This window comes from Desulfomicrobium apsheronum, assembly GCF_900114115.1.
GTDB lineage: Bacteria > Desulfobacterota > Desulfovibrionia > Desulfovibrionales > Desulfomicrobiaceae > Desulfomicrobium > Desulfomicrobium apsheronum.
This window is the reverse complement of the sequence record NZ_FORX01000023.1, coordinates 37,978-51,464: the sequence shown is the minus strand read 5'-3', so window position 1 is coordinate 51,464 and position 13,487 is coordinate 37,978. Positions and strand designations below refer to the sequence as shown.

At 52.7% G+C, this 13,487-nt stretch carries 13 protein-coding genes; 7 read left to right on the top strand and 6 right to left on the bottom strand.

The window, feature by feature from the left end; translation table 11 throughout:
* Positions 1–2 precede the first annotated feature (2 nt).
* From BMZ40_RS17230 to BMZ40_RS17195, 7 genes are all read left to right on the top strand, one after another.
* Complete coding sequence (locus tag BMZ40_RS17230; protein WP_092378830.1) at positions 3–749, top strand: amino acid ABC transporter ATP-binding protein; 747 nt, start codon at positions 3–5, stop codon at positions 747–749.
* A 710-nt stretch (positions 750–1,459) separates the two neighbouring features.
* Positions 1,460–2,083 (top strand): superoxide dismutase, encoded by a 624-nt coding sequence (locus BMZ40_RS17225; protein WP_092378827.1) that lies wholly within the window; start codon positions 1,460–1,462, stop codon positions 2,081–2,083.
* 190 nt (positions 2,084–2,273) lie between these two features.
* Positions 2,274–2,828 (top strand): hemerythrin domain-containing protein, encoded by a 555-nt coding sequence (locus BMZ40_RS17220; RefSeq protein ID WP_092378824.1) that lies wholly within the window; start codon positions 2,274–2,276, stop codon positions 2,826–2,828.
* Between the two features lie 222 nt (positions 2,829–3,050).
* On the top strand, positions 3,051–3,815 hold the full coding sequence (locus BMZ40_RS17215) for an ABC transporter ATP-binding protein (RefSeq protein WP_092378822.1): 765 nt from the start codon (positions 3,051–3,053) through the stop codon (positions 3,813–3,815).
* Entirely contained in the window at positions 3,796–4,716 is a 921-nt protein-coding gene (locus BMZ40_RS17210) for a SufB/SufD family protein (RefSeq protein WP_092378819.1), read from the top strand. Before BMZ40_RS17215 ends, BMZ40_RS17210 begins: the two co-directional genes overlap by 20 nt.
* 492 nt (positions 4,717–5,208) lie before the next feature.
* Positions 5,209–6,468, top strand: a complete 1,260-nt coding sequence (locus BMZ40_RS17205) for a DUF2254 domain-containing protein (RefSeq protein ID WP_092378816.1) — start codon at positions 5,209–5,211, stop codon at positions 6,466–6,468.
* A 531-nt stretch (positions 6,469–6,999) separates the two neighbouring features.
* Positions 7,000–7,296: a hypothetical protein gene (locus tag BMZ40_RS17195; RefSeq protein WP_092378813.1), complete on the top strand. Its 297-nt coding sequence runs from the start codon at positions 7,000–7,002 to the stop codon at positions 7,294–7,296.
* A 149-nt stretch (positions 7,297–7,445) separates the two neighbouring features.
* Here the strand turns inward: BMZ40_RS17195 and BMZ40_RS17190 are convergent, their stop codons facing one another.
* From BMZ40_RS17190 to BMZ40_RS17170, 6 genes are all read right to left on the bottom strand, one after another.
* Positions 7,446–7,994 (bottom strand): hemerythrin domain-containing protein, encoded by a 549-nt coding sequence (locus BMZ40_RS17190; RefSeq protein ID WP_092378810.1) that lies wholly within the window; start codon positions 7,992–7,994, stop codon positions 7,446–7,448.
* Between the two features lie 52 nt (positions 7,995–8,046).
* On the bottom strand, positions 8,047–8,247 hold the full coding sequence (locus BMZ40_RS19380) for a hypothetical protein (protein ID WP_143075685.1): 201 nt from the start codon (positions 8,245–8,247) through the stop codon (positions 8,047–8,049).
* Positions 8,248–8,252: 5 nt separating this feature from the next.
* Positions 8,253–10,268: a copper-translocating P-type ATPase gene (locus BMZ40_RS17185; RefSeq protein ID WP_245751135.1), complete on the bottom strand. Its 2,016-nt coding sequence runs from the start codon at positions 10,266–10,268 to the stop codon at positions 8,253–8,255.
* Between the two features lie 876 nt (positions 10,269–11,144).
* Complete coding sequence (locus BMZ40_RS17180) at positions 11,145–12,401, bottom strand: type II toxin-antitoxin system HipA family toxin (RefSeq protein ID WP_092378804.1); 1,257 nt, start codon at positions 12,399–12,401, stop codon at positions 11,145–11,147.
* Entirely contained in the window at positions 12,385–12,726 is a 342-nt protein-coding gene (locus BMZ40_RS17175; RefSeq protein ID WP_092378801.1) for a helix-turn-helix domain-containing protein, read from the bottom strand. The genes BMZ40_RS17180 and BMZ40_RS17175 overlap by 17 nt, the downstream gene beginning before the upstream one ends.
* 171 nt (positions 12,727–12,897) lie before the next feature.
* Positions 12,898–13,461, bottom strand: coding sequence for a hypothetical protein (locus BMZ40_RS17170; protein ID WP_092378798.1), 564 nt, complete (start codon positions 13,459–13,461; stop codon positions 12,898–12,900).
* Positions 13,462–13,487: the final 26 nt, after the last annotated feature.

The following is a 13,487-nucleotide window of genomic DNA, read 5'->3' as shown; positions in this document are numbered from 1 at the left end:
TTATGACTTCCAGCGAAACCATCATCGACGTGAAGGGTCTGAACAAGTGGTACGGTGACTTCCACGTCCTCAAGAATATTGACCTTAAGGTGCACAGGGGCGAACGAATCGTCATCTGCGGCCCGTCCGGGTCCGGCAAATCCACCCTTATCCGGTGCATGAACCGGCTGGAACGCCACCAGGAAGGGACCATCATCGTTGACGGCACCGAACTGACCGGCAACGTCAAAGGGCTGGAGAAAATCCGCCGAGAGGTGGGCATGGTGTTCCAGAATTTCAATCTGTTCCCGCACATGACAGTATTGGAGAACCTTACACTGGCTCCCATCTGGGTACGGAAGATGCCCAGAAGGGAGGCCGAAGCCACGGCCATGCATTTCCTGGAACGGGTGCGTATCGCCGAGCAGGCGGCCAAGTATCCAGGTCAGCTCTCGGGCGGCCAGCAGCAGCGCGTGGCCATTGCCCGGGCCCTGTGCATGAATCCGAACATCCTGCTTTTCGACGAACCCACTTCGGCCCTGGATCCGGAAATGATCAAGGAGGTTCTCGATGTCATGGTCTCCCTGGCCGAGGAAAACATGACCATGGTGTGCGTGACCCATGAAATGGGCTTCGCCCGGACCGTGGCCGACCGCATCATATTCATGGACGGCGGCGAGATCGTGGAACAAAATTCTCCGGAGGAATTTTTCTCCAATCCCCGCTACGACCGCACCAGACAGTTCCTCAGCCAGATCCTGCACCACTGATCCCAGGGGAGCGGGGTCTCCGATCTTGAATCTTGAATAATCCTGTCGTCCTGATTCCATGCCCAGACCTCTGCGCATGGAATTCAAGGTTCTGGAGTTCCTCCAGAAAAGTGTCCCTCAACATTTCCTGACCCTCGTCCTCATTTCTTGAACATGAGCCTGCTTTCCTTCTCTTGATCCCCGGCACCACATACGTTCATGCCTTGAAAAATCTGTGATATTCCGCGTAACTATTAAATATCGAAAATTTTTGTGATTGATAATCCCAATCGCTGTCATTTTCTCTTCCGTATTTTTGCCATGGATTCAGTCTGTTGCAGACAGGAATGCTTATATTTTCAATTCTGCACGCATGTTTCGATATGATCTTATGGTAAAGAAAAAGCTCAACTTTGCATCGTGTTCATGATAACCACAAAGCGTCAGCAATAATACATTGAGTTATCGCATGGGATTTCCATGGGTTGAAGCAATAGAGGGCATGAGACGGCAAGTGATAATTGTTATAGCTGGCAAGAAGCGAAAGATGCTGGATACTTAAGCGCCAAAGATCTTGAGATCTTTATCGCCGTGGCACAGACACGGCGGTGGGCGCGGGGAAAAATCCGTTTGGGCTTATGCATGAGCCGAGGCGGGTTGATGAACTGACACGTGGTCTTCGGCATGCATGAATTCCGGCGGCCATCGACAGGAGCAAGGGAGAAATAATTATGAGCAATGACATCTTGAATCGTGAAACCCCCCAGGTCTTGCCTTTTCTGCCCTACGCGGAAAACGCGCTTGAGCCCGTGATTTCCGCGAAGACGATCGGTTTTCATTACGGCAAGCATCACAAGGGTTATGTCGACAGCCTGAAAAAGCTGGTGGCCGAAACGCGGTATGCTGACATGAGCCTGGAGAAGATCATAAGCGAGACAGAAGGCAAGAGCGACAAAACCGCCATCTTCAACAACGCGGCGCAAGCATGGAACCACGCCTTCTACTGGCAAAGCCTGAGGCCGAAGGGCGGTGGTGGACCTGCCAGTGCGTTGCAGAAGAAGATCGAAGTATCCTTCGGTTCTCTCGACGCCTGCAAGAAAGAACTGCTGACAGCAGCCGGGGCGCAGTTCGGCAGCGGGTGGGTATGGCTTGTGCTGGACAGCGACATGCTCAAGGTTGTCAAAACCGCAAACGCGGAGGTGCCCATGACCATGAGCATGAAGCCGCTGCTGACCATCGACGTGTGGGAGCACGCCTATTATCTGGATTACCAGAACCGGCGCGCGGACTATGTCACGGCTGTTCTGGACTCGTTGATCAATTGGGATTTTGCGGCGGAAAATCTCGGCTGCTGACCGTCGAAACGGTTGCGCGTTGATCCCGATAATGTGGAGGACAGGCGCTTGCTGTAAGGAACTCACGAGCGTCAAGTTGCCTGTCTTTCAAGTTTGCGACGCAGGCTGAATCCGTAAGTTATTCGAGATCAGCGTAAATCATCGTTGGCGAGCGATGTGCCCGACGCAAATTTTTTAAGTGGAGGTGTCAATGAAAGCAGTAGATGAACTCAGAAATGAACATCAAGGGATAGAGCGCATGCTTAGGATTCTACAGTCCATAGCGGGCAAACTTGCAAAGGATGAACAGATCGTAAGTGGGCAGCTTGATGGTATCATGGAATTTTTGTCGGTTTTTATCGACGAGTGCCATCATGGCAAGGAAGAGGAAATCTTGTTTCCGGCTTTGGAAGCCGCAGGGGTGCCGTGTGAAGGTGGGCCGATAGGGGATTTGTTGGGTGAGCACGAACAAGGTCGTAAGCTTGTTGCAAGACTTAAGAAATCTGTGGAGAGCTATACATCTGGAGATATGGCATCCGCAGCAGACGTTCAGGTAATTATTAATGAATATGTAGGACTGATGATACAGCATATCGAGAAAGAAAACAAAGGGCTTTTTTTGATGGCAGAATCAAAACTCGATATTGCTAAAGATCATGAAATTATTGAGGCTTTTGATACGCTCGAAAGAGAACGTATAGGATTAGGTAAGCATGATGAGTTTCATGCTCTTTTGGATAAGCTGTATGTAGAGTATTTGCAATAGTTTTTTAGATTGGTCAAGTAAAGTCAATAAATATATCATTTATATGTGCATTAATTACTATATGATATGTATAATTTTGTGCATTCAGTGATAATATTTTGAAAATACCTACAAAGTCATGTATAATCGTTTGCGTGATTGGTCGAAGCTAAGCCTCACAAAGATCAATACGCGTAATGAATTGAACTCAGAAACTAAAAATTTAGGTGGAAGTGTGCAGCCATGTTGGAATTAAAAAATATTACGTACAGAGTCCCAGAATCAGATACCGACGCCCAAAGTCCGTCTGATCGGACCATTATCCATGATTTGAGTTTTACGTTTGAAGCTGGCGGATTCTACGCCATAACCGGACCCAATGGGTCGGGCAAAACCACTCTGGCCAAGCTGATCATGGGGATCAATGAAATTACATCCGGAAAGATAATTTTTAACGGTTCCGATATCAGCAAGCTTCCCATTCATGAACGGTCCAAAGCAGGCATTGTGTATGGATTTCAGCATCCGGCCCGATTCAAGGGGACGACTTTTCGGGATCTGCTATCGATTGCCGCCGGATCTGATGACGAAGAAAAACTCATTGAGATCATTTCCAGGGTGGGCGTCTGCTCTCTGGAGTTTCTGGACAAACGTGTGGACAGCAAACTGTCTGGCGGAGAAATCAAAAAAATCGAACTGGCCACGGTAATTGCTAAAAATCCAAAAGTGGCAATCTATGATGAACCGGACACCGGTATTGATCTTTGGACCATCGGTCCAATGGTGGAGTTGCTCAAACGCGAACAGAGAGAAAACAAAACAACCACTATTGTAGTGAGTCATAACAAAGCATTTCTTGAAGCCGCCGATACGCTTTTGTTGATCAAAGACGGAGAAATCGGTTATTCCGGTGATCTGGCTGGTGCGGTATCGATACTTGAGGATTCGAGTGTCTGTAAATTCAATGAATTGTGTCAAGGAGAAGAGAATGCTCAATGCTATCGATAGGCGGGTGTTAAAGGAAGTGGCGGAACTCGAAGGAATTCCAAAAGGCGCTTATAATATTCGGAAAAACGGTAAGCTTCTGGGACGCGAGGTCTCCGCCAATATCAATATCGAAACAAACGAAAAAGGCGATGGAATCATCATTGATATAAAGCCTGGAACGGTGAATGAGTCCGTTCACATTCCGGTTATATTATCCCAGGCAGGTCTTCATGATACGGTCTACAATACATTTATTGTCGGGGAAGGAGCGGATGTAACCATTATCGCTGGATGCGGCATCCATTGCGGGGGCAAGGAATCCGAAGGCCACTCCGGCATCCATGAATTTCAGATCAAGGCGGGTGCAAAAGTCAAATATGTGGAAAAGCATATCGCTCTTGGTGACGGTACGGGCCGGCGTATTTTAAATCCCACCACAAAAGTTTTCATGGCGGAAAACGCCCAAGTGGAAATGGAACTGACTCAGTTGGGTGGGGTGGATGAAGCCAAGCGCTTCAATGAAGCTAAAATCGGCGCGGGCAGCGTGCTGCTCATCACCGAACGGGTGATGACCGACGGAGAGCAAGTGGCTGAATCCAGAAATGAAATTGAACTGATCGGAACTGACAGCAAGGCGAATATCGTTTCCCGTTCCGTTATAAAAGGCAATTCCAGCCAGGATTTTTACGTCAACCTGACGGCATTTGCCAAATGCTATGGTCATATAGAATGCGATGCCATCATCATGGACAATGGCAGAAACCAGACGATCCCGGCCCTGCGCGCACTGCACCCGGATGCTGAAATGACGCACGAAGCGTCTATCGGCAAAATCGCCAACGACCAGCTGATGAAGCTTATGAGCCTCGGACTTGATTATGATGCTGCGGTTAACCGGATTATACAGGGTTTTTTGAAATAATTGCCAACATATCCAGGACTTAAATGGGTAAAAGCTACGCACGATTTTTTTATAAGTGTTTTCCGGATAGGTTTTGTTCGTTTAGACATGCACAATATGTATAATGACTAATATGTAAATAATTAATTTAGTTATATTTTAGCAATATTTATGCATCGAAGTATTGTCTATTAAAGAACTTTTCAAATTATTTAATATTGTTTGTGCCATGATTAACAAATTAACTGTCACGGAATATTGATTAAAAAAGCAGCAAGCAGTGTCTTTAAGAGTGCTAAAGACGAGTAGTGGATTGTGTTTATAATACATCTTAGGGGGTGTACAGAGATGTCACGACTTCATCCGCAGTTGGTCGCTCAACATGTTCTTGCAAGCTCTGCGGGATTCATGCTGACTGCAGGGTGGGGAGACCGGTTTCAAATTTGCGGTCGCATGCGGCACTGGAAATTCAAGATTCAAGATCTGCCCCTTGCATTTTTTGGAGAATTTTAAATGTGGGATCACCTGAGTTTCATAATCAAACAATTCCGTGAGCGATTATGGATCAAGCCGCTCATCGTATGCGTGCTGTCCATTGCCGCAGTTTTTCTGGCCAATCTCATGGACATGACGCAGCTTGGCCGTTTTTTGCCGGAGATCACTGAGGAGTCGACCGAAACTTTGCTCAGGATCATGGCGTCGAGCATGTTGATGATGGCCACGTTTGCCGTGGCCTCGATGGTGGCCGCTTATTCGTCGGCAAGCAGGTCCGCGACGCCCCGTTCTTTTCCGCTCATCATCGCCGATGACGTGTCGCAGAATGCGCTCTCGGTATTCATCGGCGCATTCATCTTCAGCGTGGTCGCGCTTGTTGCGATGATGAACGGGCTTTATGTCGGAAGGAGCAGTCACTTTATCCTGTTCTCACTGACAATAGTTGTGTTCGCAATCGTCATTGTCACCTTCATCCGATGGGTCGATAACATCGCCCGCCTCGGCCGGTTGGGGCACACGATCACCAAGGTGGAGGCGGCGGCCGCAGAGGCGATTCGGAAGCGACAGTCGGCACCACGCCTTGGCGGCGTCGCGGCGTTCGGTCCCCCGGATGCGGGCCGGGCGGTCTTTGGAGCCATCGGGTACGTACAGCATGTTGACATCGCAGCATTGCAAGCGAGGGCGGTGCAGTCGCAACTGAGAATTGTTGTGGCGGCGTTGCCCGGCACCTTTTGCACCCCAGACCGCCCTGTTGCGTGGGTCATCCGGGAGACGACGGACAGCGTGTCCGACGAGGACGCCAAAGCAATCGCCGACACGTTCGTGATTGGCGATTCAAGGAGCTTTGATCAGGATCCGCGATTCGGGCTGGTGGTCCTTTCGGAGATCGCCAGTCGCGCGCTTTCGCCTGCGGTCAATGATCCGGGCACCGCCATCGGCGTCACGGGCACACTTGTGCGCCTGTTTGCAATGTGGAACGAGCGCGGCAAGGAGGATGACGTTTACGCGGTGCAGTTCGACCGTGTTGCGGTGCCGGAATTGTCCCTGGCAGACATGTTCGACGACGCTTTTACCGGGATCGCGCGAGACGGAGCGGGCAATGTCGAAGTGGTGGTCTGGCTACTCAAGGCCCTCGGATCCCTCGCCGTAACTGGGGACGCAACAATGCGCGACAACGCGCTGCGACACGCCCGTCTCGCAGTGGTTCGCGCCGTGAAGGCACTGGAAATTTCCGAAGATATCACAGCCGTACGAGAGGCAGCCAAATATGCAATTTGACGGGAAAGGCTGGATGCATAGCAATGTAGCGGGGAAGTAAAGACACGCCGAGCAATGGACGGGATCTTTGAGGATAAGAATGCAAGATCAGGCCTCGGCTTTTTCATAAGGCAGTACGATAAACGCTCATAAGTTTTTTTGAAAACATCCGGAGATCATAATGGCGAAGAACACAGGTGAAGGATACCGCTAAGGCAGCGTCAATGACCGTTCCCAGGTTCAAAATCCCAAGACCGGCCAGTGGGTCAAGCGTGATACGGAGACAGGCAAGTTCATGGATGTGAAAGAGGACGGGGAACCCTTCAAGGGTGTTGCAAAGGAAGTGGACGACCGCAAGGAATAAACTTCGGCAGTACTCTCCAGATCAAATCCACGCCGCAGAAGCGTGCTCAAAGGATGTGAACACAAGTCCTTGTGTTGGAATGGAGCACTCTTGCGCACTGGTTTGGAAAAGTTTGTAGTGCAGGATTATTGTTATTTATCATTTCATTACGGAACTTTCCATTCATCTCAACCCCAGGAGGTATTGATATGAGTTGGCATTCAAAAGCAATGGCGAGCTACGACCACGGTTGGAGCGATTATGTGAAGGGACTGAAACAGGCGCTTATCGATCTGGAACAGGATATCACCGAAGCTGAAAAAATGAGCGATACCTGTACATTGGAGTGGTGCGAGGCAATTGAACATGTCGTGGATGAACTCAGTAACGCGATATACTCAATTCATGAGCCTGTTTTCTCTACCGATGAGCAATCCCAATCGATCAAGGATATGCGCAAGCGGATTCATGAGATATATCACCGCTACAAAATGGTAAAACCCTGATCGGTCCCAATTTGGTCTTGTTTCAGCCTTCCTTTGGCTTGATGCGACAACCGAATCTGGAATCAGACATCACAAGTAGAAATAGGGATTTCAGGTTAAACTGAAATCCCTATTTTATTATGTCGGGACCGGTGGGGATCAATCAGCCATCACTTCAGATACACGTCTTGCAGTGTTTCCAGCAGAGCATGAAATTCTTCGTGTTTTCCTGCTCCAATTCTCTCACGCTCGTGCTTCTTGAAGTTCTCGCAAAGCTTGGCGGACGCGTCTGAATCTAGAATTTTTTCGGCCTTCGGAAATACATCCGTGTTTTCCGTGGTGATATGTTGGACCATTAGCTCCACATAATCCGCTGCGGCAGCCTGCACTTCTACCATGTCCGGAACACCCAAGGTCCCCGCCAGTGCTTTCTTGATTCGGGCGACATGGATGCGGCCCTGTTCGTGCTCATAGATCAAGACTCCGATGTGCCCGGTAATGTGATCCACTCCGGCGGCTTCCAAGGCCCGAAACAGGTATTTCTCTTCCTTGCCGTGATGGCATTTGTCGACGAAAACCGTCAAAAATTCGAGGATGCCTTCAAGATGTTCGGGCGGGACCGCATCTCCGTCGCGCAGTCGCGTTGACACTGTTTTCAGGATTTCCAGCATGAGCTCGATGTTCTGGTGTTCTTGGATGAGTTCTTCTGTTGCTTTCATGGTCAATCTCCTTTCACGAGAGGAGCCGCCTCCGGCGCCGTTGCGGCGGATTTCAACCGGAGGATGCATCTCGTCGCAGTTGTGTTTCCAGATATTCCTTCAATGCGTCCGATTGATTGCCGTCTCGGTCGCGCGCGAAAAAATGATGATTTTCATCTTTTTTCTCAATCAGACCGTAGCAAAACGATCGTTCGCCGGTTCTCGAAGTGACGATCGGTCGATAACGCATATCAAAACAGCATTCCTGCTGCATGATCGTCAGGCGCCATCAGGCAATTTCATCAATTTGGCATTGATGGCGACGATTACGGTGGACAGCGACATGAGTATCGCCCCTGCGGCCGGGCTGAGCAAAAAGCCCCACTTGTACAGGATGCCCGCAGCCAGTGGGATGGCGAAGGCGTTGTAGCCTGTCGCCCAGAAAAGGTTCTGGATGGTTTTCCTGTGCGTAGCTCTGGAGAGGGCTATGACCTTGACGACATCCATGGGGTTGGACTTGACCAGCACGATGTCCGCAGTCTCCTGGGCGACATCCGTCCCGGCACCAATGGCGATGCCGACATCCGCCTGCGCGAGCGCGGGGGCGTCGTTCACCCCGTCACCTGTCATGGCGCACATCATCCCTCGTTGCTGCACCTCCCGCACTTTGTCCGCTTTTTTGTCGGGGAGCACCTCCGCGAAGTACTCGGTGATCCCAAGCTCCTTGGCGACTCTGTCCGCCACGGTTTGGTTGTCGCCGGTGATCATCATGACCCGCAGCCCCATGCTTCGGAGCTGGGAGATGGCTTCTTTGGATTCCTCGCGAACGACATCGTCCAATGCGATGCATCCCATGGGCCTGTCGTCCACAAGAACGAAAACCAGGGTTTTTCCCTGGCTGGAAATGCTCTCGACAGCTGAAGAATCGTATTCAAGCCCTTGTTCTTCAACGTACTTGCGGCTGACGACCTTTATGTTCGCACCGTCGACTGTCGCCTCTGCGCCTTTGCCCGGGATATTCCTGAAGTCAGCGGATTGTTCCGGGTTTTCCGCCGCCCCGGAAACAGCGCGCGCGATGGGATGCTCCGAATGGGCTTCCACAGCCGCAGCCCTGTTTAGGAGGCTGTCTCTGTCAACATCCTGAGAAAAAAGGACGACGTCGCTCACTGCGAATTCGCCTTTTGTCAGCGTGCCCGTCTTGTCGAAAAGAACCGCCTGCAGTTTTCTCGCCTGTTCAAAAGGAGTCCTGTTCCGGATGAAGAAGCCATGCTTGGCGGCTATTGCCGTGGTTGTTGCCACGACCAGCGGGATGGCCAGGCCCAGTGCGTGGGGGCAGGTTATGATCATGACCGTCACCGTCCTCTCCAACGAGAAGACAAACTCGCGACCGGAGACAAACAGCCAGAACAGCATGGTCAGAAGACCCGCGCCGAGGGCAATGTAGGTAAGCCATGCAGCAGCTTTGTCCGCCACCCCCTGGGCCTTGGATTTGCTTTCCTGCGCCTCTTTCACCAGGGCCATGACCTGGCTGACGAAGGAGTTCTCACCGGTCTTGCCCACCTGAACGGTCAACGAGCCGTCACCATTGACAGCACCGCCGATGACCTCGTCTCCAGGGCCTTTTTCAACGGGATTGGATTCTCCGGTGAGCATGGCTTCGTTGACGCTCGAGGAGCCTTCACTGATCTTGCCGTCAGCCGGGATTTTTTCTCCGGGTTTGACGCGGATTTTGTCGCCGGGCTGGAGCTGATCGGCCTTTATGTCTTCAATCGAGCCGTCTTCGTTGATTCTGTGGGCTTCGCCGGGAATGAGTTTGGCAAGCTCCTCCATTGCTCCGGATGCGTTCGTGATGGACCGCATTTCAATCCAGTGTCCCAGCAGCATGATGTCGATAAGGCTGGCAAGCTCCCAAAAGAAGACCCTGCCGGGCAATCCGAAGGCTACGAGGCTGGAGTAGCCGTAAGCAACGCTGATCGCCAGCGCGATCAGGGTCATCATTCCCGGTCTTTTTTCGGAGAGTTCTTCGACCAGCCCCTTCAGGAAAGGCCAGCCGCCATAGAAAAAGATGCCCGTGGAAAAAACGAAAAGAATCAGCATCTGATTGGGGACGGCTGGTTCACCCAGCCCGAACAGTCCGCGCAGCATGGGAGACAGCCATATGATGGGCAGCGTCAACACAAGGGAGACAAAAAACCGTCGCTGAAAATCCCCGAGCATGTGTTCATGGTGAGAGGCATGGCCGTTTTCAGGGTGCCCATGCATATTGCCGTGACCGTGGTGTTCTTCGTGTTTCATGTCTTTCATCCTGGAATATCTCCTTGTGACACACCATGAAGTTGGGCCAAATGGAATTTGTAGCGGATGTGTCAAGTGAAATTCAGATTGAACAGGGGGGCAAGCACTCGGTACTTCCCGCCCCATGTATGGAGAATTTGGCGATTTTTTTGACAATTTGCTTTTGAACGCACTTACCATAACAGCAATGACACGATGCAGCAAGGCGCCTCGATTTTAGCTCATATGCATGTTGCGGGTATTCGACTGGGTCACAGAGAGCGGGAGTGGATTGAAGGTGCTCCGCAAGGTTTCGGTGGAGGGTGGGGCAGATCATCAATCTTGAATTATTTCGGCCTATCCGAGCCCATGGCCAGACTTCTTTGCAAGGAATTCAACGTGTCGGAGTTCCTTCGAAGTGCCCGAACGGATTGCCCGCGGTTCATCAAAACGAGTGCTGATGCGGAAGACTCATTTTGGGATGATCTCAAGGGGTGACGTCACCTCGGGGACGATGCGCTTCTCGAAAAACTGTTTCCCATGCTCTGACGACACTGCAAAAAAGTCGCAAAAGAACCCGAGTGTCATTCCCGCGAAGGCGGGAATCCATTCTTTTCAGATAGTTAAAAAGGCATGAATCCCCTTCTTCAAGGAGATTCATGCCTTTTTGCAGTGACCTCATACAAGGATGCCGCCAATTTCGCGTGGTGGCGCCCCATTGCTCCCAGATTCGGAACACCGTGATCCGGCTTCGGAATTCATCCTGATGACGGAATTGCAGGAACACTGGGGTGCGTGGGCATCATCGAGGGAAACATCAGGGCGTTGTATATGTTACTTCTTCGTGCTGAAGGAGAGACATTGCTGGTCGGTCAACTGTGAATTAAGAATTTTGGATTATGGGGCCCGTGTTTCAGTTTTCGTCAATGTGAAACGGTGCCTGAGTTCGTCCATCTCCCGCTTTGTCACGCCGTGTCCGGCGAAATGCTTTCGCCAGTTTGCGGCCGTTTCCCGCATCTCATCCCAGATTCTCGTCGCCTCCCTTTCATTGAGTCCGAAGGGCCGGACGTCACTCAGGATATTGGACCTTGTGGCTGCGCGACCTTCCTGACCGCAACGCAGGGACAGGTCCCATTGCCTGAAGCGGATGGAGGAGGGTACCAGATCGTAGGCCGGGGTCATGGCGATGGCTTTGCGGGAGACGAAAAAGGCGTGGTTGCGCAGGTGGTCGTCACGGTTCGAACACAGGGCGTTGAAAGCCATGCGGCGGAATATCTCCGCGCCGGACTGGGCGTCGCCGAGTCTGCGGGCCTGTTCGGCCAGGTTCTGATAGCTGCCCCAGTCGCCGTCTTCTTCGGCCCCCGTCAGCGTGAAGCCCGAAATGACGTGCCTTGAGCCGCCGTTCAGGCGGTCGAAGCGTTGAACCAGCAGGACGAAATGTCCGTCCAGTTCCATCAGCCGTGTGGATGCGACCGTGATGCCGCAGCGTGCGGCCAGGGTCATGGTCGCGTGCTCGACAACGGGTTCACGCCACGGGTCCCCGCGTTTGGAGAATTTGGCGATCCAGGGCGCCCCGTCCAGGGTGACCATGGCCTTGGGCCTGGCGCCGCCCAGGGACAGACTGGAGGCGAGGGCGGCCAGGAACGCGTCTTCGGGCATGCCGTCCCGCAGTTCATCAAGGTCCTCGTTGTCCTCGAACTCATCGATGCGGGCGACGATGGCCGCCACACGCCGCAGATCTTTGGGCACCATGCAGAACGCATCGCCCGTGGCCCAGGGAGCCATGGATTCAGGACCGTCCGGCGTGGGTCCGAAGGCCAGGGCACCCATGCGCTGCGGGTGATGGGCTGCCGTCAGGACCTCGAACTCGCTCAGCGTCCCAGGGGCCCGGCTGGCCATGAGCCCCAGCACTTTACGCCCCCATCGGTCCGGGGCGGCGTCGCGCAGGGCGCTGAAAAGGGTGTTCCCGGAAAACTCCAGGTCGGCCAGGGGCATCCGGGCAGGGTCGAGGGGAATGGCGTCTGGCCGCCCAAGATACCGGCGGCCGTAGCGGAAGAAATATGCCCGGTCTTCATGCCGGAGCATCCCCGCCGGCACGTAGTCCATGCCGGGCAGCCGGATGAAAACTACGGCCCGCTCAGAAGTCGAGGTCATCGTTTCTCTCCGTTGCGACGCGTTGCGGGAGCCTGCTCACGGCCATGGCCCTGCCCATGGGGTCGGATTCCAGGGCCGCCATGTCACCAAGCTGGTCATCGAGTTGCAGGACCCACAAGACATGGGCCAGCACCCCGAGGGACACTCCGGGGTGTCCGTTTTCCAGGCGGCGGATGGTCTCGCGCGTGGTCATGGTGCGCGCGGCAAGGTCCTGCATGCTCAGGCCGCGCAGCTTGCGGGCGGCGCGAATGTTGCGCCCCAGGCGCTCAAGATTGGCGGCCGGGTTGGCCGGCAGGTCGTGTGCGGACGTTTTTTTGGGTGACATGCATTATATATAGGTCTTTATATTTTTTTGCGCAATATTTATCATGCATTATTTGTCTCCAAGAGACTCCCCCTTGGTGTCCGGATGGGCATCTGATGTGCCGGGATAAGGCGGGGGCGTAAAAAAAGGGCGACCGAAGTCGCCCTTGAAACCGTTGCTGGCAGGGATGGTCTACTTCTTCTTTCCTTTTCCCTCTCCCTTTGAACCGCGATGATCTTCGGGCAGAAGATCGTCGTCGTACCCCTTGCCTTTACTTTTACCTTTGCCCGAACCCACCGAATCGTCGTATCCTTTGCCCTTTCCCTTGCCTGAATTCATCGAGTCGTCATCGTAGCCCTTGCCCTTTTTGGATCTTGAGCCCCAATAGTCGAATTCGCCGTTCTTCAGGGCATGAAATTCCTTTGAGCCGGGCTTGATGCCCATTTCCTGGGCCATGACTCCCCATCCCTTGCCTTCGCCTTTCTCGTAGGTATTTCTCACTCGTTCCCTGGTGAGGCCTGTCATGCGCGCCAGCTCGAAGATCATGAAGATGTCGGCGGGCCTTTTGGTCATGCGTGCCAGGTCCTCCACTTCGCGTGTCGGAACCCCGTAACGGGCGCTCAGGTTGCTTACGAATGAGTTGCGCGAGCGCGTGGCCTCGGCGTCGAGTTCTTCCAGGAAGATGTCCAGGCCGCTGGCAATGGCCGTTCCGGTACAGAGAAAGCCGAGCAGAATCGCGAAAATCAGTCTTTTCATGGGAGAGCTCCTTGATGACGCGCCGT

Excerpts from the sequence above, each read along its gene's own strand:
- BMZ40_RS17170 (WP_092378798.1), bottom strand. The coding sequence starts at position 13,461 with ATGAAAAGACTGATTTTCGCGATTCTGCTCGGCTTTCTCTGTACCGGA.
- BMZ40_RS17185 (WP_245751135.1), bottom strand. The coding sequence starts at position 10,268 with ATGAAACACGAAGAACACCACGGTCACGGCAATATGCATGGGCACCCT.
- BMZ40_RS17230 (WP_092378830.1), top strand. The coding sequence starts at position 3 with ATGACTTCCAGCGAAACCATCATCGACGTGAAGGGTCTGAACAAGTGG.
- BMZ40_RS17225 (WP_092378827.1), top strand. The coding sequence starts at position 1,460 with ATGAGCAATGACATCTTGAATCGTGAAACCCCCCAGGTCTTGCCTTTT.
- BMZ40_RS17195 (WP_092378813.1), top strand. The coding sequence starts at position 7,000 with ATGAGTTGGCATTCAAAAGCAATGGCGAGCTACGACCACGGTTGGAGC.
- BMZ40_RS17175 (WP_092378801.1), bottom strand. The coding sequence starts at position 12,726 with ATGTCACCCAAAAAAACGTCCGCACACGACCTGCCGGCCAACCCGGCC.
- BMZ40_RS19380 (WP_143075685.1), bottom strand. The coding sequence starts at position 8,247 with ATGCAGCAGGAATGCTGTTTTGATATGCGTTATCGACCGATCGTCACT.
- BMZ40_RS17180 (WP_092378804.1), bottom strand. The coding sequence starts at position 12,401 with ATGACCTCGACTTCTGAGCGGGCCGTAGTTTTCATCCGGCTGCCCGGC.
- BMZ40_RS17190 (WP_092378810.1), bottom strand. The coding sequence starts at position 7,994 with ATGAAAGCAACAGAAGAACTCATCCAAGAACACCAGAACATCGAGCTC.
- BMZ40_RS17220 (WP_092378824.1), top strand. The coding sequence starts at position 2,274 with ATGAAAGCAGTAGATGAACTCAGAAATGAACATCAAGGGATAGAGCGC.
- BMZ40_RS17205 (WP_092378816.1), top strand. The coding sequence starts at position 5,209 with ATGTGGGATCACCTGAGTTTCATAATCAAACAATTCCGTGAGCGATTA.
- BMZ40_RS17215 (WP_092378822.1), top strand. The coding sequence starts at position 3,051 with ATGTTGGAATTAAAAAATATTACGTACAGAGTCCCAGAATCAGATACC.
- BMZ40_RS17210 (WP_092378819.1), top strand. The coding sequence starts at position 3,796 with ATGCTCAATGCTATCGATAGGCGGGTGTTAAAGGAAGTGGCGGAACTC.